The sequence below is a fragment of the Stutzerimonas stutzeri genome (assembly GCF_018138085.1).
Classification (GTDB): domain Bacteria; phylum Pseudomonadota; class Gammaproteobacteria; order Pseudomonadales; family Pseudomonadaceae; genus Stutzerimonas; species Stutzerimonas stutzeri_AI.
Genome location: NZ_CP073105.1, coordinates 4243158 through 4268812 on the forward strand (window position 1 = coordinate 4243158; position 25655 = coordinate 4268812).

Below are 25655 nucleotides of genomic sequence, written 5' to 3' on the forward strand. Positions count from 1 at the left end.
CTCTTCAATGCAGTTGGCAGCTCGAAGCCGAAAGCTCGAAGCGCCAGCGATATGTCTAGTTCAACCCCGTGGGGCGTTCTTCCAGCTTCAAGCGTTCGGCCTCAAGCTGTCCCTCGGCAACCGTTCGTCCAGCAATCGATGGAGCGCTGAATCGGTCGGCCAGTTGCGCAGAAAACGCGCGCGGTCCTTGGCGTAGGCGCGGGCGAAGCTGGCATCACTCGAATGCTGCTGCACGGCATCGAGGTCGATGAGCGCCCAGCGGCCCTGCTCCCAGAACAGGTTATGACCTTTCAGATCACCGTGACTGATGCGTTCGCGTATCAGCGCGGCAAACAAGCGATCCAGCGCAGCCAGCTCGTCCTCCGGCGGCGCCTCGTTCAGGTACGGCTGAAAACGCGCGATTATATCTTCTCCGCCAAGCAATTCGGTAATCAGCCACGCCGGCCCGCGCAGCCACAGCCAGCGGCGCTCGATGACCGACAGCAGGCGAGGTGTGGCGATACCGAGAAAATCGAGGCGATTCCCCTCGACCCAGCTATGCCAGGCGCGACTGGGACGCCAGAAGCGCTTGCACCAGTGCAACGGGCTCTTGATGTTGTAGCGCTTGATCAGTAGCGGCTGGCCATCCACTTCGATGCGCGCCACCGTGGCGGCGCCACCGGTCTTGTATAAATGGCCCCACGCAATGAACCCGTCTGGGTCGTCCAGTACATTCTGCAGTCGCGCTTGCGCGTCGCGTCGCACCACCCGTGCGCCGAATGCACCGATACGTGCGCTGAACAGGCTGCAATCACGAGCGACTTTCTTCAGGAAATCGTTCAGGCGCCAGGCGCGAACCTTACGCACCTCCTTGAGCAGCGCCTCCAGGGGTAGCGCGTGCTCGCTGTTGGCGAGCAGGTAGTGCACCAGCAATTCCTCGATGAACGGCTCGACCGTCGGCGGCAACTGAGCGAAGAACACGCCCAGGTTGGCCAGGACGCGCTCGCGAGACAATGGTTGCCCGGGCGTCTCGGCCCTGACGCCGCCACCATCGACCACGTGCAGCACACCGGTCTGTAGCAGCAGGTTGTCGAGATGCAGATCCTCCTGCCAGAGCCCTCGACTGTGCATCTGCGCGATGAGCCCCAGCGCAGCGCCCAGCAGCTCGGTCTGGCCTTCGGTCAACGGCGCTGCATGCTCGCATTCGCGCCAGACATCCCACAGGCTGCGGGCGTCATCGAGAAACTCGAACAGCAACCAGCCACCCTCGCCCGCACGCCAGCCTTCGGCCAGTACGCCGGGGGTCGCCAAGCCTTGCGCGATCAACAAGGCCGCGCCGTCCCGCTCGCGCAGGTAGTGCCGGTGCCCGTTGCCACCGACCATCAGTTTCGCCAGCACGGTTCTGCCTTGCCACCGCGCCCGCCCCACATAGCGCTGCCCCGGCAGCACACGAAGCCATTGCTCGACGACCAGATCGCCCGCCTCGCCGACATCGACGGTCAGCGGTAGCGACGGTTGCCGCCCGCAGGTTGCCAGCTCCGATAGCCTCATGCGCGCGCCGCCTTGTGACGCCGGCGGCGGTTCAGCCGATGCATCCAGTCGTCGATGTCTTTGTCGTCTTGTAGATAGGTGTCGAGCAGACAACGAATCTCCTCGTCGCTCCAACAACTGGCACGTCGCAACAGCGGTTCCAGATCCTTGACCCGGTCGGCGCGCCCGAGCAGCAGCGGGCGGGTTTTCTCCAGATCGATCAGGCGAGCCTGCCAACCCTCCGGCTGCTCACGGAGAAAGATGTGCTTGGGGTAGAAGCAGCCATGCATCTGCCCCGCCGCATGCAACTGGCGGGCAAGCACGCCGGTCGCCCGGACAATGCCGGTGCGCCGCGCGGCGCTCAGCTCGGGCCATTGCATCAACCAGCCGTCCAGATCCTGCCAGCCATCCAGGGCGCGGGTGAGCAGCACGGCGCGCTGCTCGCCGCCGACCCGTCGACAGCCGAAATAGCTTGCCTGCAAGGCGGGGATACCAAGGCTCTGGAACTGCCGGATGGCGCGAAATTCGCGGGCAAACGTAGGCTCGCCGAGTGGACGCGTCAGGCTGCGAGTCAGATGGTTGCTCTGGCGTTTCAGATAGAACGCGACACCCTCCAGCTCCAGTCGGAACACGCTGCTCCAGCCGCCGCGCTCGACGTTCGGCTCGTCCACGGCAGTCAGCCGCAGCGTCCAGAGTGCGTCGAAATCAGCCATCCCGTGACGCATGAGCAGGTCGCGATCCGCCTCCGCGATGAAGTCCTTCATTCACGTCCCTCGAAATAGTCCAGCACCTGGCGAAGCCGCGCCTTGTCCTGAGCCGTCAGGCGGTCGCGCTCGGCATACCGCAGATAGAAGCGCAACCGCTGGGTCCGGCTCAGGTGGTACTTGGCTACCTTGTCCAGGCAGGCGAGATCCTTGACGATTCGCCGCTCGAGGAACGGGCCCCACCAGAACGCACCCGTAGGGCAGTCGATCAGGTAAAGATTGAGCTGCGGATCGACCAGCAAGTTTCGCCATTTCAGGTCGTTGTGCGCGAACCGTTTCGCATGCATCTGCCGCGTCGCCGCGGCCAGTTGCAGGCTTACCCGACGCACCCACTCGCCATCACGGAGGCAGGGGTCGTTGCGCGAGGCGAGGGCCGCCAGATCCTCGGTGCGCTCCAACTCACGGGTGATCAGCGCACCACGACTAAAGCTGCCGTGCTGGCGCTCCAGTCCGTAGGCGACGATGGGCGCGGTGGGGATACCCCAGCGCCTGAACAGCTTGAGGTTCTGCCACTCGGCCTTGACCCGGGGCCGACCGAGGTAACGCCGCAAGCCCTTGCCGGAGCCGGTGTAGCGCTTGACGTAGTAGATGACGCCGCAGCGCTCTACACGAATGACCTCCGACATCGCGTCCTTGGTGACGCGCTCGCCCGCCAGGTCGAATACGGCCTCCAGGCTGCCAAAATCAGACGACAGCGCGGCATATCCGGGGTCCAGTGTCCAACCGGCCATCAGAGTGCGTCCCCGTAGCGCTGCTTGCGGGCCATGAGCCTCCCCGCCTTGCGCTGCAGCGCCTGCAGCAAAACGGCCTCGTCACGCAGGATCTCACGCAGCGGTCGCTGAAAATAACCGACGAGAAACCGCAGCTCGTCACGCCGGGTCAGGCCGATGCCCAGCGCCGAGAAATACAGGCCTGCCAGATCCTTGTCGCGCCAACGGCGAGGCGTCTGGCGGCGAACCTGGGCGCGATGTAGGTCGATCAGCGACAGGCGAAAATCGCCCGCCGTCACCGGTTTATCGGTGTGCAGCAGAAAATGGCAGATGTAACAGTCGCGATGATTCACGCCGGCGCGGTGCATGGTGCCGGTCATGCGCGCGACCTCGGCGATCAGCGCACGCTTGAGCACTGGGTCGGGCGGATTCTGCAGCCAGTCGAGGCTGTAGTCTTCGAGGCTGATCGTCGGCGCCAATTCCTCGGTGATGATGAACGAATGCTGGGCCGCGGGATTGCTGCCGCGCGCACCGTAGGCCACCGCCGTCATCGTCGGCACGCCCACCTGGTGCAGGCGCTGGATGGCGCGCCACTCCTGCCCGGCACCGAGCACCGGCAGCTTAGCGGTCGCAAGATTCTTGACGATTTCGCCCCAGCCAATGCCACGGTGGATCTTGACGAAGTACCCACGCCCCTGGACTTCGGTACGCAATGTGCGCCGGCCGTCGAGTTCGCGATAGACCTGGCCCTGAAGCTGCTCGACCGCATCGAATGGGTCGCGGCCCGCCCAGAGCGTCTGGAAGGGCTCGCCAAGGATCAAGCTCATGGTCGCTCCGCCAGAATCACATCAGCTGCCCGCTGGGGCATGCTGTAGAGGTCCGCGCTATCGGCGTAGGCCAGCGCATTGTGTGCCCAGCGACTGCGCTGCACGTCGTCAGCCAGCATTTCGGCCAGCGTGCGGTCGAGCCGGCTTTGCTCGAAGGGGCTGGGAATCACGCGTCCGCAATCGGCCTCGGCAATGTAATGGGCATAACCGCAGACATTCGTCACCACCACCGGCAGGCCGGCGACCAGTGCTTCCAGCAGGACGGTACCGGTGTTCTCGTTGTAGGCCGGATGAATCAGCAGGTCCGCCCCGAGCAGGAAGCGCGGGATGTCGCTGCGCCCCTTGAGAAACTCGACCTGACCGGAGATGCCCAGCGTCTTGGCCTGCAGCTGGAAGGGTTTCGGATCGTCCTGGCCGATGACGAACAACCGTGTGCGTCGTTTCAGCTCACGCGGGAGCGACGCCAGCGCCTTGAGACTGCGGTCGAGTCCCTTGGTCTTGAAACCCGAACCGATCTGTACCAGCAGCAGCTCATCGCTTCCCAGATCGAATTCATCGCGAAAGGCCTGGCGGATCTCTGCCGCGTCATCCGGCGCGCGGCGATCCAGAGCGATGCCCGGTGGTAGCAGATGGAAGCGCTCGGCCGGGGTCGCGTAATGCTTGATGAACAGCGGCTGCTGGACCTCGGAAATCATCAGGATCTCGGTCCGGGAGCGCGGGTCGAAAACCGCCCGCTCGTATTCGGCAAAATGCTTGTAGCGTCCCCAGCGGCGGTAAATCGGGTTGCGCAGCGTCTGCGCCTTGTCCTCGAAGCAGGGATCGGCCGCGTAATAGACGTCGAGCCCGGGCATCTTGTTGAAGCCGACCACTCGCGCCACGGGCCGCTTGGCCAGGTCGGCCTCGACCCACGCGGTGAAGCGTTCGTTGCGTGTGTGGTTGAACAGGGCTTTGACCGGCGCGATCAGCACCTCGAAACCCTCGGGCACCTTGCCCTCCCAGATCATCGTATAGACCCGGATGGCATGGCCGCGCTGCTGACACTCCAGGGCGATGCGCATGAAGTCGCGCTGCAGCCCACCGAAGGGGAAATACTTGTAGAGGATGAACGCCAGCTGCATCAGGATGACGCCTCCGCGGACCGCAACAGGGCCTTGAGTTCGTTGGCGACGCGCTCGGGCAGCAGATCGTCGAAACAGGGCTTGTGGCGATCCCCCTTCCCGGCGTTCGGCCCACTCGCGCACAGGTGTACCTGGGAGCGACCATAAGCCCCCACCAGGCCTGGCGAAGTGGGGCCATACAGCGAAATACTGGGGACATCCAGCGCAGCAGCCAGATGGCCGAGGCCGGTATCCACTGCGACACAGGCGCGCGCCCCGGCAACGACCTTGGCGATCCCACCGAGATTCAACCGGGGCAGTACCGATACGCTGTCCAGCCCCTGCGCGATACGCTCGGCGCGCGCCTTCTCGTCGGCATTGCCCCACGGCAGGCGGATCGCCCAGCCGAACGCGCTCATCCGCTCGGCCAGTGCTCGCCAATAGGCTTCGGGCCAATGTTTGCTCGGCCAGGTGGTGCCGTGCAGAAACAGCAGATAGGGCTGCTCGCCTGGCGCCGCCAGCTGGTTCCTGTCCAGACCATAGTCCGCGACCGTCTCGGGTAACAGATAGCCCAGCGCCTGGGCGAACAACTGACGCACCCGCTCCAGTGCGTGCTGCTCGCGCGGAACCGCATAGGGCCGGTCGTAAAAGCGCGAGGCCAGTGGTTCGCGCGCCGATTCCCGGTCGAGCCCGGCGACCGGTGCTTTGACGTAGCGTGTCAACCAGGCGCTTTTCAGCAAGCCCTGGGCATCGATCACCAGGTCATAGCGCGTTTCGCCGAGCCGCGCCTTGAAGCGCTTCCACTCGCCGGATCGAAGTGTCTGCATCGGGTGCTTGCGCCAACGGCGAATCGCCACGGGAATGACCTGGGCCACCGCGGGGTGCCAGGCCGGTATCTCGGCGAAGCCCTCTTCCACCACCCAATCGAACTGAATGCCAGGTATCGCGCGCTGCGCATCGGTCAGCGCCGGCAGCGTATGCACCACGTCGCCCAGCGAGGAGGTCTTGATCAGCAACACCCTCACTCAGCGCACCTCGACTGGCTGCGGGAGCAGGCGGTCCAGCGCTTCGATGACCAGCCGCGGCTCGAGCTCGCGCATGCAGTTGTTGTGGCCGAAACGGCAGGTGCGCTCGAAGCATGGACTGCAATCGAGGCCCAGACGGACGACTTCGACCTGTTCCGACAACGGTGGGGTAAAGGCCGGCGATGTGGATCCGTAGACCGAGATCAGCGGACGGTCGAGCGCGGCGGCTACGTGCATCAAACCCGAATCGTTCGACACCACCGCATCGGCGCAGGAGAGCAGATCGATCGCCTCGGCCAGGCTGGTCTCGCCGGCCAGGTTCACCGCTTCCTCACGCAAGCCAGGAATAAGCTGCTGGATGATCTCTTCGCCGACGCCGTGATCGTTCTTCGAGCCGAACAGCCAGACCTGCCAGCCTTCACGAACCTTTCTCTCGGCGACCCTGGCGAAATGCTCGGCCGGCCAGCGCTTGGATTCGCCGAACTCCGCGCCCGGACAAAGCGCCAATACCGGACGGTCAAGCGTCAGCCCGAAGCGCGCCAATGCGGCATCGCGGGTTTGCTCGACAATACGCAGCGACGGCTTCGGGTAGGGCTTGGGCAGCTCGACACCCGGCTCGTAGGCCAGCGCCATGAAGCGCTCGATCATCAGCGGGTAGCGCTGCTTGTCCAGCTTGCGCATGTCGTTGAGCAGGCCGAAGCGCATCTCGCCACGCCAGCCGGTGCGCTTGGGAATCCCGGCGAAAAACGGCACCAGCGCCGACTTCAACGAGTTCGGCAGCAGGATCGCCTGCTGATATTGACCGCGCAGGCTCTGCGCGATGCTGCGCCGAGTCGCCATATCGAGCACGCCATGCCCTACCGGGAAGCTCAGGGCCTGGCGCACCTCGGGCATGCGCTCGAGAATCGGCCGACTCCACTCGGGTGCGAGCACGTCGATCTGGCAATCGGGATGGCGCTGTTTCAGGCAGACGAACAACGTCTGCGCCATCACCATGTCGCCGACCCAGCTGGGACCCACAATCAGAATATTCATAACAAAAGCCGCCGGAGGCTGGAGGGAGGAAGGCTAAACGAAGAAGCACTTCGTCCAGCCTAGAGCCTTTAGCCTACGAGGGTCCGCCATTCGGTGTGAGCATCGGTCTTGCCGGAGACCAGATCGAAGTAAGCGGTCTGGATGCGTTCGGTGACCGGCCCGCGGCGACCGATGCCGATGTTGCGGCCGTCGACTTCGCGGATCGGCGTAACTTCGGCGGCGGTGCCGGTGAAGAAGGCTTCGTCGGCGATGTAGACCTCGTCGCGAGTGATGCGCTTCTCCACTACCTTGATGCCCAGCTCGGCGGCCAGCGTCAGCACGGTACTGCGGGTGATGCCATTGAGGCAGGCGGTGACTTCCGGGGTGTAGATCACGCCGTCCTTGATGATGAAGATGTTTTCGCCCGAACCCTCGGCGACATAACCTTCCGGGTCCAGCATCAGCGCTTCGTCGGCGCCGCCGGAGATGGCTTCCTGCAGGGCCAGCATCGAGTTGATGTAGGCGCCGTTGGACTTGGCGCGAGTCATGCTGATGTTGACATGATGGCGGGTGAAGGAGCTGGTGCGAACCTTGATGCCCTTCTCCAGCGCTTCGTCGCCCATGTAGGCGCCCCAATGCCAGGCGGCGACGATTACATGCACTTTCAGGCCGCTGGCGCGCAGGCCCATGCCTTCAGATCCGTAGAAGACCATCGGGCGGATGTAGGCGCTTTCCAGATTGTTCTCACGAACGGCGGCGCGGGTCGCCTCGTTAATTTCTTCCTTCGAATACGGCATCTTCATGTTCATGATGTGTGCCGAATCGAACAGGCGATCGGTGTGCGCCTGCAGGCGGAAGATCGCGGTGCCGGCCGGCGTGTCGTAGGCACGCACGCCTTCGAAAACGCCCATGCCGTAGTGCAGGGTGTGAGTCAGCACATGGGTGGTCGCGTCGCGCCACTGAACCATCTCACCGTCATACCAGATCACGCCATCACGATCGGCCATCGACATTGTTGCCACCTCAAGTTCGATAAATGCTGTTTGCAGACGAGATCAGCTGAGTCCCAGCTCGCGCCAGATGCGCATCACCGCGCGACGCTCGTCATGAAATTGATCCCCACTCACCACGCCGGGCAGTTTCTGCAGTGATTGCCGGTGGGCCGCGGCGCGGTATGCCTTGTAGGCATCCTGCAGCAGCCGAACCTCATCGCCGGTCATCAACCCGGCCTGCTCCAACCCATCGAGAATGCGGATGTTGTCGGTATAGCGCAGCAGTTGCGGATGCTGGTGCGACCACGCCAAAGCCGCGTATTGCACCATAAATTCGATATCCACGATACCACCGGCATCCTGCTTGAGATTGAACTCGCCCTCCGCCTCGAACGCCTTCTCGGCCAGGCCCGCCTGCGTTGTACGGGTGCCGAGGTTGTCGCGCATCTTGCCGCGCATCTCGCTGACCTCGCGGCGCAACTGCTCCAGATCGCGCGGACGCCCGAGCACTGCCGCACGAACCTTCTCGAAGTCCGCCGCCAGCTGCGGGCAGCCGACCAGCACGCGAGCCCGCACCAGCGCCTGATGCTCCCAGGTCCAGGCCTCGCCGCTCTGGTAGCGCTCGAAGGCACTCAACGAGCTGACCAGCAGCCCGGACGCGCCCGACGGTCGCAGCCGCATGTCGACCTCGTAGAGCTGGCCGGAGGTGGTCTGGGTGGTCAGCAGGTGGATGATGCGCTGGCCCAGGCGGGTGAAGAACTGGGCACCGTCGATGGGTTTGGCGCCATCGGTTTCGGCGTTGGGATCGCCGTCGTGGATGAATACCAGATCGAGATCCGAGCCATGGCCGAGCTCGATGCCGCCGACCTTGCCGTAGCCGACAATGACGAACGCCGGATCGCACAGCGAACCATCCGTGCGCCTCGGCTGACCGTGACGGGCCACCGTATGACGCCAGGCCAGTGCCAGCACCTGTTCGAGAATCGCCTCGGCCAGCCAGGTCAGGTAGTCGCTGACCTTCATCAGCGGTAAGGTTCCGGCAATTTCCGAGGCTGCCACGCGCAGCCGATGCGCCAGCTTGAAATGCCGCAGCGCCTCCATTTGCTGTTCGAGATCGTCTTCGGGAATGCGCGCCAGCCTCTCACGCAGCTCGGCCGCCAGCTCCGGCGCCTGTGGCGGGCTGAACAGCCGTCCGGCGTTGAGCAGCTCGTCGAGCAGCAACGGGAATCGCGCGATCTGTTCGGCAATCCAGGGGCTGCCGGCGCAGAGCTCGAGGAGCCGCTGCAAGGCCCCGGGGTTTTCCGTGAGCAACACCAGATAGGCAGAACGCCGGGCGACGGCCTCGACCAACGGCAGCACCCGCTCGAGCACCAAGTCCGGATCATCCTGCTCGACCACCTGCGCCAGTAACCGCGGAATGAAGGCGTCCAGCCGCTCACGGCCCAGCCGCTGCATGGTCCGCACCTGATTGCCGCTGCGCAGCGCGGCGAGGCGTTGACAAGCGGCCGGCCCGTCGCGAAAACCGGCGTCGCTCAACTGCCGACAGGCGAACTCTTCGTCCCAGTCCTGCTCCCACAGTGGCAACCACTCACCGCCGACCAAGGCCTCGCCCTCGGTTTCGTCTTCGTCCGGGTCGGCGATGACCTGATTGAAATGCCATTCGACACGACCGCGCCAGTGCAATAGCTGGCGGTGGAACGCCTCCCAGTCGTCGAACCCCAGCATGAAGGCGACCCGGTCGCAGTCGGCCTGGTTGTCCGGCAGCATCTGCGTCTGACGGTCATCGATGGCCTGCAGCGCGTGTTCCGTGTAGCGCAGAAACTCATAGGCCTCACGCAGCTCGTCGACCGCCGCCGCCGGTAGATAGCCCTGCCCGGCAAGGGTCGCCAGCACCTTCAACAGGGGGCGCTGCTGCAAGCTGAGATCGCGCCCGCCATGGATCAGCTGGAACGCCTGGGCGATGAATTCCACTTCGCGAATGCCGCCGGCGCCCAGCTTGATGTTGGCCGCCATGCCCTTGCGCCGCACTTCCTGCTGGATCAGCTGTTTCAGGGTGCGCAGCGCGTCGATCGCGGAAAAGTCCAGATAGCGCCGATAGACGAAGGGTCGCAGCATTTCCAGCAGCTCCTTGCCGGCCACCTGATCGCCACCCACCACGCGCGCCTTGATCATGGCGTAGCGCTCCCAGTCACGTCCCTGATCCTGGTAGTACTGCTCCAGCGCATTGAAACTCAGCACCAGCGCCCCCGACGAGCCGTAGGGTCGCAAACGCATGTCGACACGGAACACGAAGCCATCGAGAGTCGGCGCATCGAGCGCCTTGATCAGTCGCTGGCCGAGGCGGACGAAGAACTCCTGATTGTCCAGCGAGCGTCTGGTACCGACGGTTTCACCGCCCTCTGGATAACCGAAGATCAGATCGATATCGGAGGACAGATTGAGCTCGCGCGCACCGAGCTTGCCCATGCCGAGGATGACCATATGCTGCGCATCACCGCTGCGCCGGCCGGTCGGCACACCGAACTGCTCGCAGTGGCGGCCGTACAACCAGTGATAGGCCAGGTCGATACAGGCGTCCGCCAGGTCGGACAGATCGCCGCAGGTCTCGGCCAGATCCGCCTGCCTTGTCAGGTCACGCCAGATCAATCGCACCTGCTGGCGGTTGCGAAAGCGCCGCAGCCGGCGCGCCAGCCCGTCTTCATCGGTGCAATCCTCGAGCGAGTCGGCGAGCGTGGCACGCATCTCGGCTTCTCGCAGCGGCCGCTCCAACAGCTCTGACTCTGCCAACTGGAGCAACATTTCCGGATCTCGGCTAACCTGTTCGCTGACGAAGTCACTGGCGGCGCACACTCGATCGAACGCTTCGCGACGCTCCACCGGCCACGCCGCGAATCGTTCCCGCACCTGTAGCGCCGGGTCGTGCTCCGCGCCGAGGAACGTCTCGTGCGCACGGAGGACCAAAGGTTGGAGTGATTTCGGCAATGCAACCAGCGATGGCAAACTCATAAGGTTCCTTAGCGCAAAAAATGGCTACGGGGACAACGGGAGCGCCCGAGCTAGAGGCGGTGGCGGGTATATCAAGGCACCAGAGCGAGCCGCCGCGATTGTAGTTTTACTACGAAAGAATGTTGCAGGGGGCTGAATCAGCCGTTGTTTTGTAGTAAAACTACAGAGCCCGGCTCTACCCCCGGCCAAAACATCCAAGAACATAAACGCACCGGCTCACAAAGCCGACCGCGAAGCAGGCAACCGATTCTGGAAGCCTTTCCGCCCTGGAGCAAGCCATGCAAGATCTCGATCCCGTCGAAACCCAGGAATGGCTGGACGCCCTCGAGTCAGTACTCGACCGCGAAGGTGAAGACCGCGCCCACTATCTGATGACCCGGATGGGGGAACTGGCCACCCGCAGCGGCACGCCACTTCCTTACGGCATCACCACGCCGTACCGCAACACCATCCCCGTCACCCGTGAAGCCAAGATGCCCGGCGACCTGTTCATGGAGCGCCGTATTCGCTCCCTGGTCCGCTGGAATGCCCTGGCCATGGTGATGCGCGCGAACCTGAAGGACCCGGACCTGGGTGGGCATATCTCCACCTTCGCCTCCAGCGCGACGCTCTACGACATCGGCTTCAACTATTTCTTCCAGGCTCCCACCGAAGAGCACGGCGGCGACCTGATCTACTATCAGGGTCACGCCTCCCCCGGCATCTACGCCCGCGCCTTCCTCGAAGGCCGCCTGAGCGAAGACCAGATGCTCAACTTCCGCCAGGAAGTCGATGGCAAGGGCCTGTCGAGCTACCCGCACCCGCACCTGATGCCGGACTTCTGGCAGTTCCCGACCGTGTCCATGGGCCTTGGCCCGATTACCGCGATCTACCAGGCACGCTTCATGAAGTACCTGGAAAACCGCGGCTTCATCCCGAAGGGCAAGCAGCGCGTCTGGTGCTTCATCGGCGACGGCGAGTGCGACGAGCCGGAAACCCTCGGCGCCATCTCGCTGGCCGGCCGTGAGAACCTCGACAACCTGGTGTTCGTCATCAACTGCAACCTGCAGCGCCTCGACGGCCCGGTTCGCGGTAACGGCAAAATCATCCAGGAACTGGAAGGCGCGTTCAAAGGCGCCAACTGGAACGTCAACAAGGTCGTCTGGGGCCGCCTGTGGGATCCGCTGTTCGCTGCCGACGAAGACGGCCGCATGCAGCGCCGCATGGACGCAGCGATCGATGGTGAATACCAGAACTACAAGGCCAAAGACGGCGCCTACGTGCGCAAGCACTTCTTCGGCGCCGACCCGGAGCTGCTCAAGCGCGTCGAGAGCATGTCCGACGAGGAAGTCTGGAAGCTCAACCGCGGCGGCCACGACCCGTACAAGGTCTACGCGGCCTACCACCAGGCGGTCAACCACAAGGGCCAGCCGACCGTCATCCTGGCCAAGACCATCAAGGGTTACGGCACCGGTGCCGGTGAGGCGAAGAACATCGCCCACAACACCAAAAAGGTCGATATCGACAGCCTGAAGAAATTCCGCGACCGCTTCGACATTCCGGTCAACGATTCGCAGCTCGAAGAACTGCCGTTCTACCGCCCAGCCGAAGACAGCGCGGAGATGAAGTACCTGCGCAAGTGTCGTGAAAAGCTCGGCGGCTCGCTGCCGCAGCGCCGACCGAAGAGCTTCAGCATTCCGACGCCGCCGCTGGAAACCCTGAAAGCTGTGCTCGACGGCTCTGGCGAGCGTGAAATCTCCACCACCATGGCCTTCGGCCGGATCCTGTCGCAGCTGGTCAAGGACAAGGATCTGGGCAAGCGCATCGTGCCGATCCTCGCCGACGAGGCGCGCACCTTCGGCATGGAAGGCATGTTCCGCCAGCTGGGCATCTACTCGCCAGTGGGGCAGCTGTACGAGCCGGTCGACCGCGACCAGGTGATGTACTACCGCGAAGAGCGTGACGGCCAGATCCTGCAGGAAGGCCTCAACGAGGCCGGCGCCTTCTCGTCCTTCATGGCGGCCGGTACCGCCTACAGCAACTACAACCAGCCAATGCTGCCGGTCTACATCTTCTATTCGATGTTCGGTTTCCAGCGCATCGGCGACCTGGCCTGGGCGGCGGGCGATGCGCAGACCCGTGGCTTCCTGCTGGGCGGCACCTCCGGGCGCACCACGCTCAACGGCGAAGGCCTGCAGCACGAGGACGGTCACAGCCATATCCTGGCCAGCACCATCCCCAACTGCCGCAGCTACGACCCCACCTACGGCTACGAGCTGGCGGTGATCATGCATCACGGCATGCACGAGATGATGGAGCTGCAGAAGAGCGTCTACTACTACATCACCGTGATGAACGAGAACTACCAGCAGCCGGCTATGCCCCAGGGTGTCGAGGACGGCATCATCAAGGGCATGTACCTGCTCGAAGAAGCCAAGGGCGACTTCAAGCATCGCGTGCAGCTGCTGGGCTCGGGCACCATCCTGCGCGAAGTACGTGCGGCGGTGGACATCCTCGCCAAAATGGGCGTCGGCGCCGACGTCTGGAGCGTCACCAGCTTCAATGAACTGCGCCGCGACGGTCTGGCGGTGGATCGCTGGAACCGCCTGCATCCGACCGAGGAACCGCGCAAGAGCTACGTCGAGCAGTGCCTGGAAGGCCGCGAAGGGCCGGTAGTGGCCTCGACCGACTACATGAAGCTGTTCGCCGATCAGATCCGTCAGTGGGTACCGTCACGCGAATACCAGGTGCTGGGCACCGACGGCTTCGGCCGCAGCGACTCGCGCGCCAAGCTGCGCGACTTCTTCGAAGTCGATCGCCGCTGGGTCGCCGTCGCCGCACTGCAGGCACTCGCCGATCGCGGCGCCATCGAACGCAAGGTCGTGGCCGAGGCCATCACCGAGTTCGGTATCGACCCCGAGAAGCGCAATCCGCTGGATTGCTGATGCTGCGTGCGCACAGGAGAACCTATTGTGAGTGAAACCATACGCGTACCCGACATCGGCAGCGGTGAGGGTGAAGTTATCGAGTTGTTCGTCAAGGTCGGCGACCGTATCGAGGCCGACCAGAGCATCCTGACGCTCGAGTCGGACAAGGCCAGCATGGAAATCCCGGCGCCCAAGGCGGGCGTCGTGAAAGCATTGAAGGTCAAGCTCGGTGATCGTCTGAAGGAAGGTGACGAGCTGCTTGAGCTGGAAAGCGAAGACGGCCAGAGCACCGAGGCCCCGGCGCAAGCCGCTGCCGAACCTGCCGGCGCAGCAGCCGGCGGCCCTGCCGACGAAGCCGAAGCACCGACCCCTCCTGGCGATGACAATCCATCGGCCTCTGCCGAAGAAGGCGAGTCGCAGGAGATCAAGGTTCCGGACATCGGCTCTTCCGGCAAAGCCAGCGTGATCGAGATTTCGATCAATGTCGGCGATACCATCGAGGCCGAACAGCCGCTGATCACCCTCGAATCCGACAAGGCGAGCATGGAGATCCCCTCTCCTGCCGCCGGCGTGGTCGAGAGCATTTCGGTCAAGGTAGGCGACGAAGTCGGTACTGGCGACCTGATCCTAGTTCTCAAGGGCGCGGCCGCAAGCAAGCCGGCAACGGCAGATAGCGCGCCGCAAAGCCAGCCAAAGGAACAGCTCACCGAGCAAGCTGCCGAGGAACCCACCGAAGCGACGGGCGACTCCGTCGAAGAGGTGCGTATCCCGGACATCGGCTCCAGCGGCAGCGCCAACGTCATTGAAGTCATGGTCAAGGCCGGCGACAGCGTCGAAGCGGATCAGTCGCTGATCACGCTCGAATCCGACAAGGCCAGCATGGAGATTCCGGCGCCGAAAGCTGGCATTGTGGAATCCCTGTCGATCAAGGTCGGCGACGAGGCCAAGACAGGTGATCTGATCCTGACCCTGAACGTCAAAGGCGCAGCGCCGGCGAAAAAGGCCGCGCCCAAGCCGCAGGAAGCCGCTCCGCAGCAGCAGGCGGTCGCACCGAACAAGCAGGGCGTGCCCGAAGCCAAAGTGGCCGCCACGCCAGCTCCTGCGGTAAGCGGGCCAAGTAAGGCCGGCAGCAAGGTACACGCGGGTCCCGCGGTACGCATGACTGCACGCGAGTTCGGTGTCGAGCTGGCCGACGTCCAGGGCACGGGACCAAAGGGACGCATCCTCAAGGAAGACGTCCAGGCCTACGTCAAGAACATGATGCAGAAAGCCAAGCAGGCGCCAGCTTCAGGCGCGGCGGGCGGTGCGGGCATCCCAGCGGTTCCGGAAGTCGATTTCAGCAAGTTCGGCGAAATCGAAGAAGTGCCGATGACGCGACTGATGCAGGTGGGCGCTGCCAACTTGCATCGCAGCTGGCTGAACGTGCCGCATGTAACCCAGTTCGAGTCGTCAGACATTACCGAACTGGAAGCCTTCCGCGTTTCGCAGAAGGCCGTGGCAGAGAAGGCCGGCGTCAAGCTGACCGTGCTGCCGCTGCTGCTCAAGGCCTGTGCGCATCTGCTCAAGGAACTGCCGGAATTCAATGCCTCGCTGGCGCCTAGCGGCAAGGCGGTCATCCGCAAGAAGTACGTGCACATCGGCTTCGCCGTGGATACACCAGACGGCTTGCTGGTTCCGGTAATCAAGAACGTCGACCAGAAGAGCCTGCTGCAATTGGCAGCCGAGGCCGCGGAGCTCGCCGAGAAGGCACGGACGAAGAAGCTGTCGCCCGATGCCATGCAAGGCGCCTGCTTCACGATCTCCAGCCTCGGCCACATTGGCGGTACCGGCTTCACGCCGATCGTCAACGCGCCGGAAGTGGCGATCCTGGGCGTTTCCAAGGCGACCATGCAGCCGGTGTGGGACGGCAAGGCCTTCCAGCCTCGCCTGATGCTGCCGTTGTCGCTGTCCTATGACCATCGCGTCATCAACGGTGCGGCGGCTGCACGCTTCACCAAGCGGCTTTCCGAGCTGCTGGCAGATATCCGCACGATGCTGCTGTGATCGGATGAGCCTAAAAAAACCCGCCAATCGGCGGGTTTTTTCATTTCATGGGCATGGCGGCGAATCGCGCCGGCGTTTCAGCCCTTCTGCAAATCACGCAGGAGGAACGACAAGGCTTTGGCCAGCGCCTCCGCCCCGTCAGGGTCACGCAGGATAGTCAGCCATGGGTCGCCACCCGCCGGATCATCGAAAAGGCACACGATGCCCTGTGGCGGGCACTGATAACGAACATAAGGGTCCATACCGAACACCGAAAAGCTGCGGTTGCGCACCGCGATGTTGCCAGACGCGTCACGCCGCTCCTCACGAATGCGCAACTCGCCGGGCACGCCCACGCTCAAGCGATAACTCACGTCCTGTGGATTGGCCTGACCGACCTGGTAGGCGGCCTTCAGCGCATGACTTTCAAGCAGCGCATTACTATGCGCGAGCAGGGCTTCGCGCTCGTTCGAGGTAAGATACAGGTCCTTTAGCCGAGCCAGGTATTGGGCCGGCTCGGCCGAGGTCAGACCGGCTGTTTCAGCGGCCTTCAACGATACACTGACACCCAGGAACAACGAGATCAGCAGTAACTTCGAAACCAGGCTTGTCAGTCCCTGTCGCATGATGCACCCTTGCCGTAGCCTAATATTATTTAGCCATCGTTTCGCCGGTGAAAACGCTGCATTTTTATGGCTAGCGAGACGACTCCCCGCAGCATACTGGAAGCTAACCGCTCGATGAAAATACATACCGATGCCGCCAGCCGTTTGGCGACCGAGGTTGTGACGCAGTTGCCAGTGCCTTCCAGGCTGGGAATGCTGCGTTTCGAGCGTTTGAACGAGCCCAGTTGGGCGCTGCTTTACCTGGACCCCGCTTGCGAGGGGCATTTCGGTCTGCCCGCTCACCAGTTGTGCTCCCTGGTTGATTCGCCCTATGCCAGCCTGATGGAACCCGCCGTGCGGCTGCGAATGCACGACACCGTCCAGGCACAGCTGGCGACCCAGGGCCACTATTCCATACGCTATCGCCTGCATGCCGCCAGCGGCTTGCTGAACCTGCTGGAAATTGGCGAGCTGAGCCAGCAGTACGGTCGCGATCTGCTGCGCGGCTACCTCGTAGTCGAGCCGGGCTCAATGGAGGCCGTGCCGCCGCTGGAACTGCCGGCTGCCACGCTCGACCTGACCGAGAATGACCAGCAGACCTTCTCCGATGTGCACCTCGAACACCTCATCCGTTCACGCGCGCAACAGAACCTAATCGTTCGCCTGGCACGACACCGCTACGGCTCTACCAATCCCCAGCTCGAAGCGGCGCAACTGATTACCCAGGCCGCCAGCGAGGCTTATGACATCGCGCGCGCGGCCATCTGGCACCTGAACGGGGACCGACTCGAAGCGATCGCCGCGTACCGGCGCGACAACGACAGCGCCGAGTATCCATCCGCGCTGGACCTCTCGGCGCTCCCTCGCTACATGGAAGCCGTACACAGCGGGCGCGCCATCGACGTCTCCAATGTGCTGGAGGACCCTCGCACCCAGGAGCTGGTGGAGCACTACTTCAAGCCGCGGAACATCACCGCCATTCTCGATGCGACCATTCGAGTCGGTGGCGAAGTCATCGGCGTGCTTTGCCTGGAACATTCAGGAAGCCGGCGCACCTGGCATGCCGATGAGGTCGCCTTCGCCGGCGAACTGGCGGATCAGTACGCGCAGGTGCTGGCCAACCAGCAACGACTTAATGCCACGCATACCCTGCACCTGTTCCAGCGTGCCGTGGAGCAGAGCGCAAGCGCCTTCATCCTCGTCGACAAGAATGGCATCGTCGATTACGTCAACCCCAGCTTTACCGCCATTACGCAGTTTTCGGCCGATGAAGTCCGTGGCCGTCGTCTTACCGAGCTGACCGCTCTGGAAAACCTCAGCGAGCTGCTGTTCGACACCTCTTCCAGCCTGGCGCAGCACAACAGCTGGCAGGGCGAATTCCGCAGTCGCCGCAAGAACCTCGAACCCTACTGGGGTCAGCTATCGATCTCCAAGGTATACGGCGAGAACGGAGAGCTGACGCACTACATCGGCATCTACGAAGACGTCACCCAGAGCAAGGTGGCGCAGCAACATATCGAGCGCCTGGCCTATACCGACAACCTGACCGGCCTGGGCAACCGTCCGTTTTTCATCCGTAGCATCGAAGAGCGCTTCGCCAACGGTAAAGCGCCACGTCTGTGCCTGTTGTTGGTGGATATCGACAACTTCAAGCGCATCAATGACAGCCTGGGCCATCAGACTGGCGACAAGCTCCTGACCAGCCTCGCGCGGCGCCTGCGCAACAGTCTGAACCGGGACAGCGTGCTGGCACGATTCGCCAGCAACGAGTTCGCCCTCCTGCTCGACGACATGGACCTGGAAGAAGCCCAGCACCTGGCCAACAAGGTACTGCGCATTCTGGACAAGCCACTGTTCGTCGACAAACAGCTGATCAGTGTCAGCGGCTCGCTGGGGCTGGCTTGCGCGCCGCTACATGGCGACGACCCGGAAACGCTGATGAAGCATGCCGGCCAAGCCCTACATAAAGCCAAGGCCAACGGCAAGAATCAGGTACAGGTGTTTACCGAAGCCCTGCACGCCGAAGCCAACTACAAACTGTTCGTGGAGAACAACCTGCGCCGCGCACTGGTGCAGAACGAACTCGAAGTCTTCTATCAACCCAAGCTCTGCCTGCGCAGCGGACGTCTACAGGGTCTGGAGGCGCTGCTTCGATGGAACCACCCGGAAAAAGGCATGATCCGGCCCGATCAGTTCATCGGCGTTGCGGAAGAAACCGGGGTGATCATCCCCATCGGCAAATGGGTGGCTCGCGAGGCCTGCCGGATGGGCTTGCAGCTCGCATCCATGGGGTTGGGCACACCACAGGTCGCGATCAACCTCTCGCCGAAACAGTTTTCCGATCCTGAACTCGTCGCCTCGATCGCGGCCATCCTCACCGAAGAGCGTTTACCGCCGAGCAGCCTCGAGCTGGAGCTAACCGAAAGCCTGCTGCTCGAAGCCACCGAGGAGACGCGCCAACAGCTGATCGGTCTGAAGGCGCTCGGCGTCACGCTGGCGATGGATGATTTCGGCACCGGCTATTCTTCGCTGAGCTACCTGAAGAAGTTTCCCATCGACGTGATCAAGATCGATCGAAGCTTCATCAAGGACATCCCCGACAGCCAGGACGACATCGAGATCACCGCCGCGGTGATCGCCATGGCTCGAAATCTCCATTTGAAGGTGGTTGCAGAGGGCATCGAAACGGCCGAACAGCTAGCCTTCCTGCGGCATCAGCGCTGCGATATCGGTCAAGGCTACCTGTTCGACAAGCCTATTCCCGGTAGCCAACTGATCAACTCCCTGCGTCGTTACCCGCACTGGCTTTAAGCCTTTCATCAGGTGTAACGTTTGGCCGACGGTGCTTTGGTCGTGCCGTTTGGTAGCCTAGGCAACCAAGGCCATCCGACTTTCAGGCTCGAGGACCACCATGACCCTGCGTTCGCAAATTCTCGTCCACAAACAGGCTTTGCCCGATGCCGGCCAGGCACTCCCTGGGCGCGCCACGCCCGTTCCGGTTCCGGCCGCCCATTTCGTCAATGGCAACCCACTGCAACCTCCATTTCCGGCTCACCTGCGCCAGGCCATCTTTGCCATGGGTTGTTTCTGGGGAGCTGAGCGGCGCTTCTGGGAGCAACCAGGCGTATGGACCACGGCCGTGGGCTACGCTGGCGGTCACACGCCGAATCCGAGCTACGAAGAAGTTTGCTCCGGCCTCACCGGGCATACCGAAGCGGTGCTGGTAGTCTTCGATCCGCAGCAAATCTCCTACCAGGACCTGCTAAGGCTGTTCTGGGAAGCGCACAACCCGACTCAGGGCATGCGACAAGGCAATGACATCGGTACCCAGTATCGCTCGGCCATCTACTGCTCCGACACGGCCCAACTGGAAGCGGCACGCGACAGCGCTCTCCGTTTCCAGGCCGAACTGGGCAAGCATGGGCTTGGCAGCATCACCACGGAAATCGCCGAAGCCCCGGCCTTCTACTACGCGGAGGCCTACCATCAGCAATACCTGGCGAAGAATCCGGGAGGTTACTGCGGGCTCGGCGGTACGGGCGTCTGCATGCCCGCGTGACGCTGGCGCCACCTAGCCTGGCCGTGATGCGCCCTGCCTAACTACAAAAACGCGTTGTAGGCCGAAAAAAGAAAACCCCGCCGAAGCGGGGCCTTTGCAGACTGAATCCTGACATCCGTGACTTGCGCCTTCCTGGCGTCGTTCCGCTACGCTTCCTGTTTTTTCTGATGCGCTTCCATACGCAGCGTCCAAGCACAAAGACTACCGCCGGGCCGACAAGACCTGTAGTGGCAGTTTTGCACTACGATTTGTAAGCAATGACTTACATGGATGCCGATCCCTGGCTTCGCTTGTAAGCCATTGACTACATGGCGCGGGTTTATGACTGGCGTAGTGGCCCATTGTTCCCGGACATGGCGAATTAATTTCATTATGCCGCTACAGATTAATCCCGCTTAGAACTGCTCCGCTTTCAGCAGATACAACGAATCGCTGCCAGCCTTGACGGTGGCGCTCAGCGAATGGATGCGTGGCAGCAGTCGAGCGAAATAGAAGCGCGCCGTGCCCAGCTTGCTGGCGTAGAAGTCGTCCTGCTCCTCCTTGCCCAGCGCGACCGCGGCCATCCGCGCCCACATGTAGGCGTAGGCGGTATAACCGAACACATGCAGGTATTCGACCGAAGCCGCACCGATCTCGTTGGGATTGCGCTTGGCGCTGTCGAGCACGAAGGCGGTAAGCTCGTCGAGGTTATCCAGCGCTGCGCGCAGCGGGGCGATGAACTCAGCCTGCTCGGCACCCGCTGCGCTGCAAAAGCTGCGAATCTCGTCGGCGAACGCCCGATACAGCTCACCACCGCTGCCAACCACCTTGCGACCCAGCAGGTCGAGGGCCTGGATGCCGTTGGTGCCTTCGTATATTTGGGTGATGCGGCAGTCGCGCACTAGTTGCTCCTGGCCCCACTCGCGGATAAAGCCATGGCCGCCGAATATCTGCTGGCCATGGACGGTGGTTTCCAGGCCCATGTCGGTGAGGAAGGCTTTGGCGACCGGCGTCAGCAATGCGACCTGGGCTTCGGCTCGCTGACGGGCTTCTGCATCATCGCTGAACTTGGCGATATCCAGCTGCAGCGCGACGTAGCTGGAGAAGGCGCGACCGCCTTCGTTGAGCGCTTTCATCGTCAGCAACATCCGGCGTACATCGGGATGCACGATGATCGGATCAGCGGCTTTTTCCTGGGCGACCGGGCCGGTCGGGGCGCGGCTCTGGATACGTTCGCGGGCGTATTCGATGGCGCTCTGGTAGGAGCGCTCGCCGGTGGAAAGCCCTTGGATGCCGACCCCCAGGCGCTCGTAATTCATCATGGTGAACATCGCCGCCAGTCCCTTGTTCGGCTCACCGACCATCCAGCCGGTGGCGCCGTCGAAGTTCATCACGCAGGTGGCCGAGGCCTGGATGCCCATCTTGTGCTCGATCGAGCCGCAGCTCAGGCTGTTGCGCTCGCCCAGGCTGCCGTCCTCGTTGACCATGATCTTGGGCACCAGAAACAGCGAGATACCGCGCGAGCCGGCGGGCGCATCGGGCAGCTTGGCCAACACCAGGTGGATAATGTTGTCTGTGAGATCGTGCTCGCCGCCGGTGATGAAAATCTTGGTCCCGCTGACCTTGTAGGAGCCATCGGCTTGTGGCTCGGCCTTGGTGCGAATGATGCCCAGGTCGGTGCCGGCATGGGGCTCGGTCAGGCACATGGAGCCGGACCAGACACCCGCGTACATGTTCGGCAGGTACTTCTGCTTCAGCTCTTCGTTGGCGTGCGCATAGATCGACAGGCAAGCGCCGGACGTCAGCATCGGGTACAGACCGAAGGCCAGGCTGGCGGAGTTCATCATCTCCTCGACCTGCGCGGAAATGACCTTGGGCATGCCCATACCGCCGTAGGCCGGGTCACCACCGACGCCCACCCAGCCGCCCTCGGCATAAAGGCGATAGGCCTCGGGGTAGCCGGCCGGTGTGCTGACCGCGCCATCGACCCAATGGCAACCTTCCTCATCACCAGTGCGGTTGAGCGGGGCAATGGTATTGGCGGTGATCTTGCCCGCCTCCTCAAGAATCGCCTCTGCGGTTTCCGCGTCGACGACTTCCGCCAGCGCTGGCAAGGTCTGCCAGAGCGTCGGGGCATCGAAAACTTCGTTCAGAACGAAACGCATATCGCGCAGCGGTGCTTTGTAGTCAGCCATGGAGAAAGACCTCGCAGAAACATGTCACCCGGCCGATTGGCCGCAGCAGTTTCGCGAGTCTAACTGAAGACGGATCGGCGCCCGAAGCGTCTTAAAATGACCGACCGGTTCTCATCCAGACTTCACATCCAGACGAGTGAGTCAGCTTTGCGCGACGAACGGACAGTACCGGAAAGTCGCCGCCTGCAGATAAAAAAGCCCGCGCAGGCGCGGGCTAAGTTGTCCTGTCTGTCGGACGAATTAGAACGCGAACTGATCGGCCGCCAACTTCATCAGGCTCGCGCTTCCCGCCTCGATCGCCGCGCGGTGAGCCGCGGTACGGGGCAGCAGACGCGTGAAGTAGAACTCGGCGGTGGCCAGCTTCGACTGATAGAAGGCCGCATCATGGCCGGCCTGCTCGAGACGGCTCTGGGCCACCACAGCCATGCGCAACCAGAAATAGCCCAGCACCAGATAGCCGCAATACATCAGGTAATCGACCGACGCCGCGCCCACCTCGTCCGGGTTCTTCATCGCCGCCATGCCGATGCACTTGGTGATCTCGCCCAGATCGCGGTTGAGCCCCGCCACCTGCTCCACGTAACGCTGCAGCTGCGGGTGGCCGGCGTTGGCTTCGCAGAACTTGTGCACCCGCTTGGTGAAGCCGAGCATCAGTTTGCCCTGGCTGCCGAGCACCTTGCGCCCCAACAGGTCGAGCGCCTGGATGCCGTTGGTGCCCTCGTAGATCGGGGCGATGCGGCAGTCGCGCACCAGTTGCTCCATCCCCCATTCGCGGATATAGCCGTGGCCGCCGAAGACCTGCATGCCGAGGTTGGTGACTTCCAGTCCCGTGTCGGTCATGAAGGCCTTGCAAATCGGCGTGAGGAAGGCGAGCTGATCTTCGGCCTCCTTGCGCTTGTCCGCGTCCGGGCTATGGATCTGATCGAGCAGCTGCGCGGTGAAATATGCCAAGGCGCGATTGCCTTCGTTGAACGCCTTCATCGTCAACAGCATGCGCCGCACGTCAGGGTGAACGATGATCGGGTCGGCCGGCTTGTCGGGAAACTTCGCGCCAGTCAGGGCGCGCATCTGCAAGCGCTCGTTGGCGTACTGGATCGCGCCCTGAAAGCTCGCCTCGCCATTGCATAGCCCCTGCATCCCCGTACCCAGGCGGGCATGGTTCATCATGGTGAACATGCAGTTGAGGCCCTTGTTCGGCTCGCCGATGAGAAATCCGGTTGCCGCATCGAAGTTGATCACACAGGTCGCCGAAGCCTTGATCCCCATCTTGTGCTCGATGGAGCCGCAGGCGACGCCATTGCGCTCACCCGCCTCGCCGGTCGCATCGGGCAGGAACTTGGGCACGATGAACAGCGAGATGCCCTTGGTACCCGCAGGTGCGTCGGGCAACTTGGCCAGTACCAGGTGCACGATGTTCTCGCTCAGGTCGTGCTCGCCGGCCGAGATGAAGATCTTCGTGCCGCTGATCGCGTAGCTGCCATCGGCCTGCGGGACCGCTCGGGTCTTGATGATGCCCAGGTCGGTGCCACAATGCGGCTCGGTCAGGCACATGGTGCCGGTCCAGCGCCCTTCGGTCATGCGGGTCAGATAGGCCTGCTTCTGCGCCTCGGTGCCGTGGGCGCCGATTGCCGCCATAGCGCCGTGGGTCAGCCCCGGGTACATGCCGAACGAGGTGTTGGCCGAGCCAACCATTTCGCCGATCACCAGGCCCAGCGAGTGCGGCAGGCCCTGGCCACCGTAGGTCGGGTCCGAAGCCAGCCCCATCCAGCCACCCGCGGCATACTGCGCGAAGGCTTCCTTGAAGCCCTTGGGTGTGGTCACCACGCCATTGTCGAAGTGACAGCCCTCCTCGTCACCGCTGCGGTTCAGGGGAGCGAGTACCTGTTCGCAGAACTTGGCGCCTTCCTCCAGGATGGCGCTGACCATGTCCGGCGTCGCATCCTCGGCACCGTTGGCGGCGTAGCTGCCATGAAAATCGAAAACTTCGTCGATCAGGAAGCGCATGTCGCGCAGGGGAGCCTTGTAAGCGGGCATATCGTTCTCCAGGACGGCACCAGCGATGTGTGCCGGGCACGCTACTGGCTGTTCGTCCTGCGAGCCATCACATTGCAGGCGCTGAATGCGGCGCCATAACTGTCACACGTCGGCCGCGCTGCGCTTCGCCGTGCGCACCGCACCGCGGCGGTTGTCGCCGTGCGAGCGAATGCAGTTGCGCCCCGCACTCTTGGCGCTGTAGAGCGCCTGGTCGGCCTGTTTGATGACTTCCTCCGGACTGCGCTGGCTCAGTGTTCGCTCAGCCACCCCGATGCTGATGGTCACCGAAACCTCCGCCGTCGCGCTGGCACCGCGACGCTGTCGCCCCTGCGCAGCATCCCTGGGTCGGTTGGTCTTGTCGCGCAACTGCAGCGGATAGGTCTCCACGGCCTGTCGAACGGCTTCCAGATGCGGCAGGCAATGCTCCAGATCGCTCCCGGGAAACACCAGCGCGAACTCCTCTCCGCCGTAACGATAGGCGCGCCCTCCTCCGCCCACCTTTCGCAGACGGCTGGCGACCAGGCGCAGTACCTCGTCGCCGACATCGTGCCCGTGGGTGTCGTTGAACGCCTTGAAACGATCGACATCGGCCATCGCGATCACGTACTGCCGGCCCAGGCGTTGCAAGCGCTCGTTCAGCGCGCGGCGCCCAGGCAAGCCGGTCAGCTCGTCGCGAAAGGCCATCTGGTAGGCCTCCTGCGCAACCGCAACGACCAGCGCCAGCATCACCAGACTGCTCAAGACGTTGAGCGCCCCCGGACGGCTGAACACCTGGGGCAGCATCAACAGCAGGCCTACCAGCGCCACGAGCTGAGCCGCGTGCACTGGTCGCGGCCGCCGCAGGTACTGGAACAGCAGGCCCAGCAGCGCTAGCAGGAAAACCGGATAGGCCAGCTGGATCAATTGCAGCCAGTCCGCCTGTAACGACGGCCAGCGAACCTCGGCCAGCCAGTTGAGCATTGCATCGGGAAACCGCCGCGCCAACGCGCATGCCGGCACCACCACGGCGAACATCACTGCCACGCGCGCCACACCGTCCTGCAGCAGGTGGGCACGCTCGTTCCACAGTGCAAACAGCCCATACAGCGCCGGTAGCAGCAAGCTGCACAGGTGAAAGGTCAGCGCGGCGTCCGGTAGCAGCGCGCCGGTAAAACGGTAGTGATCGACCTGAGTGTCCAGCAGGAAATAGCTCAGGTAGATGACTGCCAACAGGCAGGTCTCGCGAATCCGCGCATAGGCGATGCAGAACGCCCCGCCGAGCAGCAGCAGGACCGTCGGCAATACGTTGAACAGCGAGGTGAAGAACTCGTTCAGGCTCGGTTGACGAGCAGCCGCCAATCCACCGGCGAGCAGCGCCAGAGGGGCGTAGAAGTGGCTGAAGCGTGCAGGGCTCAAACGAGGCAAGGCGGCT

17 protein-coding genes are annotated in these 25655 nt (G+C 63.1%); 4 read left to right on the top strand and 13 right to left on the bottom strand.

Features of this window, described 5'->3' with window-relative positions; translation table 11 throughout:
* Positions 1 to 87: 87 nt before the first annotated feature.
* The 9 genes from KCX70_RS19555 to glnE form a co-directional block, all read right to left on the bottom strand.
* Positions 88 to 1530: a lipopolysaccharide kinase InaA family protein gene (locus KCX70_RS19555; protein ID WP_212618527.1), complete on the bottom strand. Its 1443-nt coding sequence runs from the start codon at positions 1528 to 1530 to the stop codon at positions 88 to 90.
* On the bottom strand, positions 1527 to 2273 hold the full coding sequence (locus KCX70_RS19560; protein ID WP_212618528.1) for a lipopolysaccharide kinase InaA family protein: 747 nt from the start codon (positions 2271 to 2273) through the stop codon (positions 1527 to 1529). The genes KCX70_RS19555 and KCX70_RS19560 overlap by 4 nt, the downstream gene beginning before the upstream one ends.
* Positions 2270 to 3004 carry a lipopolysaccharide kinase InaA family protein gene (locus KCX70_RS19565; RefSeq protein WP_212618529.1) on the bottom strand — a complete coding sequence of 245 codons (735 nt, stop codon included), beginning with the start codon at positions 3002 to 3004 and terminating at the stop codon, positions 2270 to 2272. Before KCX70_RS19565 ends, KCX70_RS19560 begins: the two co-directional genes overlap by 4 nt.
* Positions 3004 to 3810: a lipopolysaccharide core heptose(I) kinase RfaP gene (rfaP, locus tag KCX70_RS19570; protein WP_021209743.1), complete on the bottom strand. Its 807-nt coding sequence runs from the start codon at positions 3808 to 3810 to the stop codon at positions 3004 to 3006. The genes KCX70_RS19565 and rfaP overlap by 1 nt, the downstream gene beginning before the upstream one ends.
* On the bottom strand, positions 3807 to 4928 hold the full coding sequence (locus KCX70_RS19575) for a glycosyltransferase family 4 protein (protein WP_212618530.1): 1122 nt from the start codon (positions 4926 to 4928) through the stop codon (positions 3807 to 3809). The genes rfaP and KCX70_RS19575 overlap by 4 nt, the downstream gene beginning before the upstream one ends.
* Positions 4928 to 5932 carry a lipopolysaccharide heptosyltransferase I gene (waaC, locus tag KCX70_RS19580; RefSeq protein ID WP_212618531.1) on the bottom strand — a complete coding sequence of 335 codons (1005 nt, stop codon included), beginning with the start codon at positions 5930 to 5932 and terminating at the stop codon, positions 4928 to 4930. The genes KCX70_RS19575 and waaC overlap by 1 nt, the downstream gene beginning before the upstream one ends.
* Positions 5933 to 6967 carry a lipopolysaccharide heptosyltransferase II gene (gene waaF, locus KCX70_RS19585; protein ID WP_212618532.1) on the bottom strand — a complete coding sequence of 345 codons (1035 nt, stop codon included), beginning with the start codon at positions 6965 to 6967 and terminating at the stop codon, positions 5933 to 5935.
* Between the two features lie 68 nt (positions 6968 to 7035).
* A complete protein-coding gene (ilvE, locus tag KCX70_RS19590) occupies positions 7036 to 7959 on the bottom strand; it encodes a branched-chain-amino-acid transaminase (RefSeq protein ID WP_212618533.1) in 924 nt (307 codons plus the stop codon).
* A gap of 42 nt (positions 7960 to 8001) precedes the next feature.
* A complete protein-coding gene (glnE, locus tag KCX70_RS19595) occupies positions 8002 to 10944 on the bottom strand; it encodes a bifunctional [glutamate--ammonia ligase]-adenylyl-L-tyrosine phosphorylase/[glutamate--ammonia-ligase] adenylyltransferase (protein WP_212618534.1) in 2943 nt (980 codons plus the stop codon).
* A gap of 278 nt (positions 10945 to 11222) precedes the next feature.
* Here glnE and aceE point away from each other — a divergent pair, with 278 nt between their 5' ends.
* Positions 11223 to 13868 carry a pyruvate dehydrogenase (acetyl-transferring), homodimeric type gene (aceE, locus tag KCX70_RS19600; RefSeq protein WP_212618535.1) on the top strand — a complete coding sequence of 882 codons (2646 nt, stop codon included), beginning with the start codon at positions 11223 to 11225 and terminating at the stop codon, positions 13866 to 13868.
* Positions 13869 to 13895: 27 nt separating this feature from the next.
* Positions 13896 to 15893 (top strand): dihydrolipoyllysine-residue acetyltransferase, encoded by a 1998-nt coding sequence (gene aceF / locus KCX70_RS19605; protein WP_212618536.1) that lies wholly within the window; start codon positions 13896 to 13898, stop codon positions 15891 to 15893.
* A gap of 77 nt (positions 15894 to 15970) precedes the next feature.
* On the opposite strand, the gene KCX70_RS19610 is transcribed toward aceF, so the two are convergent.
* Positions 15971 to 16498, bottom strand: coding sequence for a hypothetical protein (locus KCX70_RS19610; protein WP_212618537.1), 528 nt, complete (start codon positions 16496 to 16498; stop codon positions 15971 to 15973).
* A gap of 114 nt (positions 16499 to 16612) precedes the next feature.
* Between KCX70_RS19610 and KCX70_RS19615 the strand changes: the two genes are divergently transcribed.
* Together KCX70_RS19615 and msrA are read left to right on the top strand one after the other, a co-directional pair.
* The gene (locus KCX70_RS19615; RefSeq protein WP_212618538.1) at positions 16613 to 19288 is read left to right on the top strand and encodes a sensor domain-containing protein; all 2676 of its coding nucleotides are present in this window, start codon (positions 16613 to 16615) and stop codon (positions 19286 to 19288) included.
* A gap of 100 nt (positions 19289 to 19388) precedes the next feature.
* Positions 19389 to 20036, top strand: coding sequence for a peptide-methionine (S)-S-oxide reductase MsrA (gene msrA, locus KCX70_RS19620; RefSeq protein ID WP_021206476.1), 648 nt, complete (start codon positions 19389 to 19391; stop codon positions 20034 to 20036).
* A 395-nt stretch (positions 20037 to 20431) separates the two neighbouring features.
* Here msrA and KCX70_RS19625 read toward each other — a convergent pair whose 3' ends face one another.
* The 3 genes from KCX70_RS19625 to KCX70_RS19635 all read right to left on the bottom strand — a co-directional run bounded on the left by KCX70_RS19625 (position 20432) and on the right by KCX70_RS19635 (position 25648).
* Complete coding sequence (locus KCX70_RS19625; protein WP_102853139.1) at positions 20432 to 22210, bottom strand: acyl-CoA dehydrogenase C-terminal domain-containing protein; 1779 nt, start codon at positions 22208 to 22210, stop codon at positions 20432 to 20434.
* 240 nt (positions 22211 to 22450) lie between these two features.
* Positions 22451 to 24244 (bottom strand): acyl-CoA dehydrogenase C-terminal domain-containing protein, encoded by a 1794-nt coding sequence (locus KCX70_RS19630; protein WP_212618539.1) that lies wholly within the window; start codon positions 24242 to 24244, stop codon positions 22451 to 22453.
* 102 nt (positions 24245 to 24346) lie between these two features.
* Positions 24347 to 25648 carry a GGDEF domain-containing protein gene (locus tag KCX70_RS19635; RefSeq protein ID WP_212618540.1) on the bottom strand — a complete coding sequence of 434 codons (1302 nt, stop codon included), beginning with the start codon at positions 25646 to 25648 and terminating at the stop codon, positions 24347 to 24349.
* Positions 25649 to 25655: the final 7 nt, after the last annotated feature.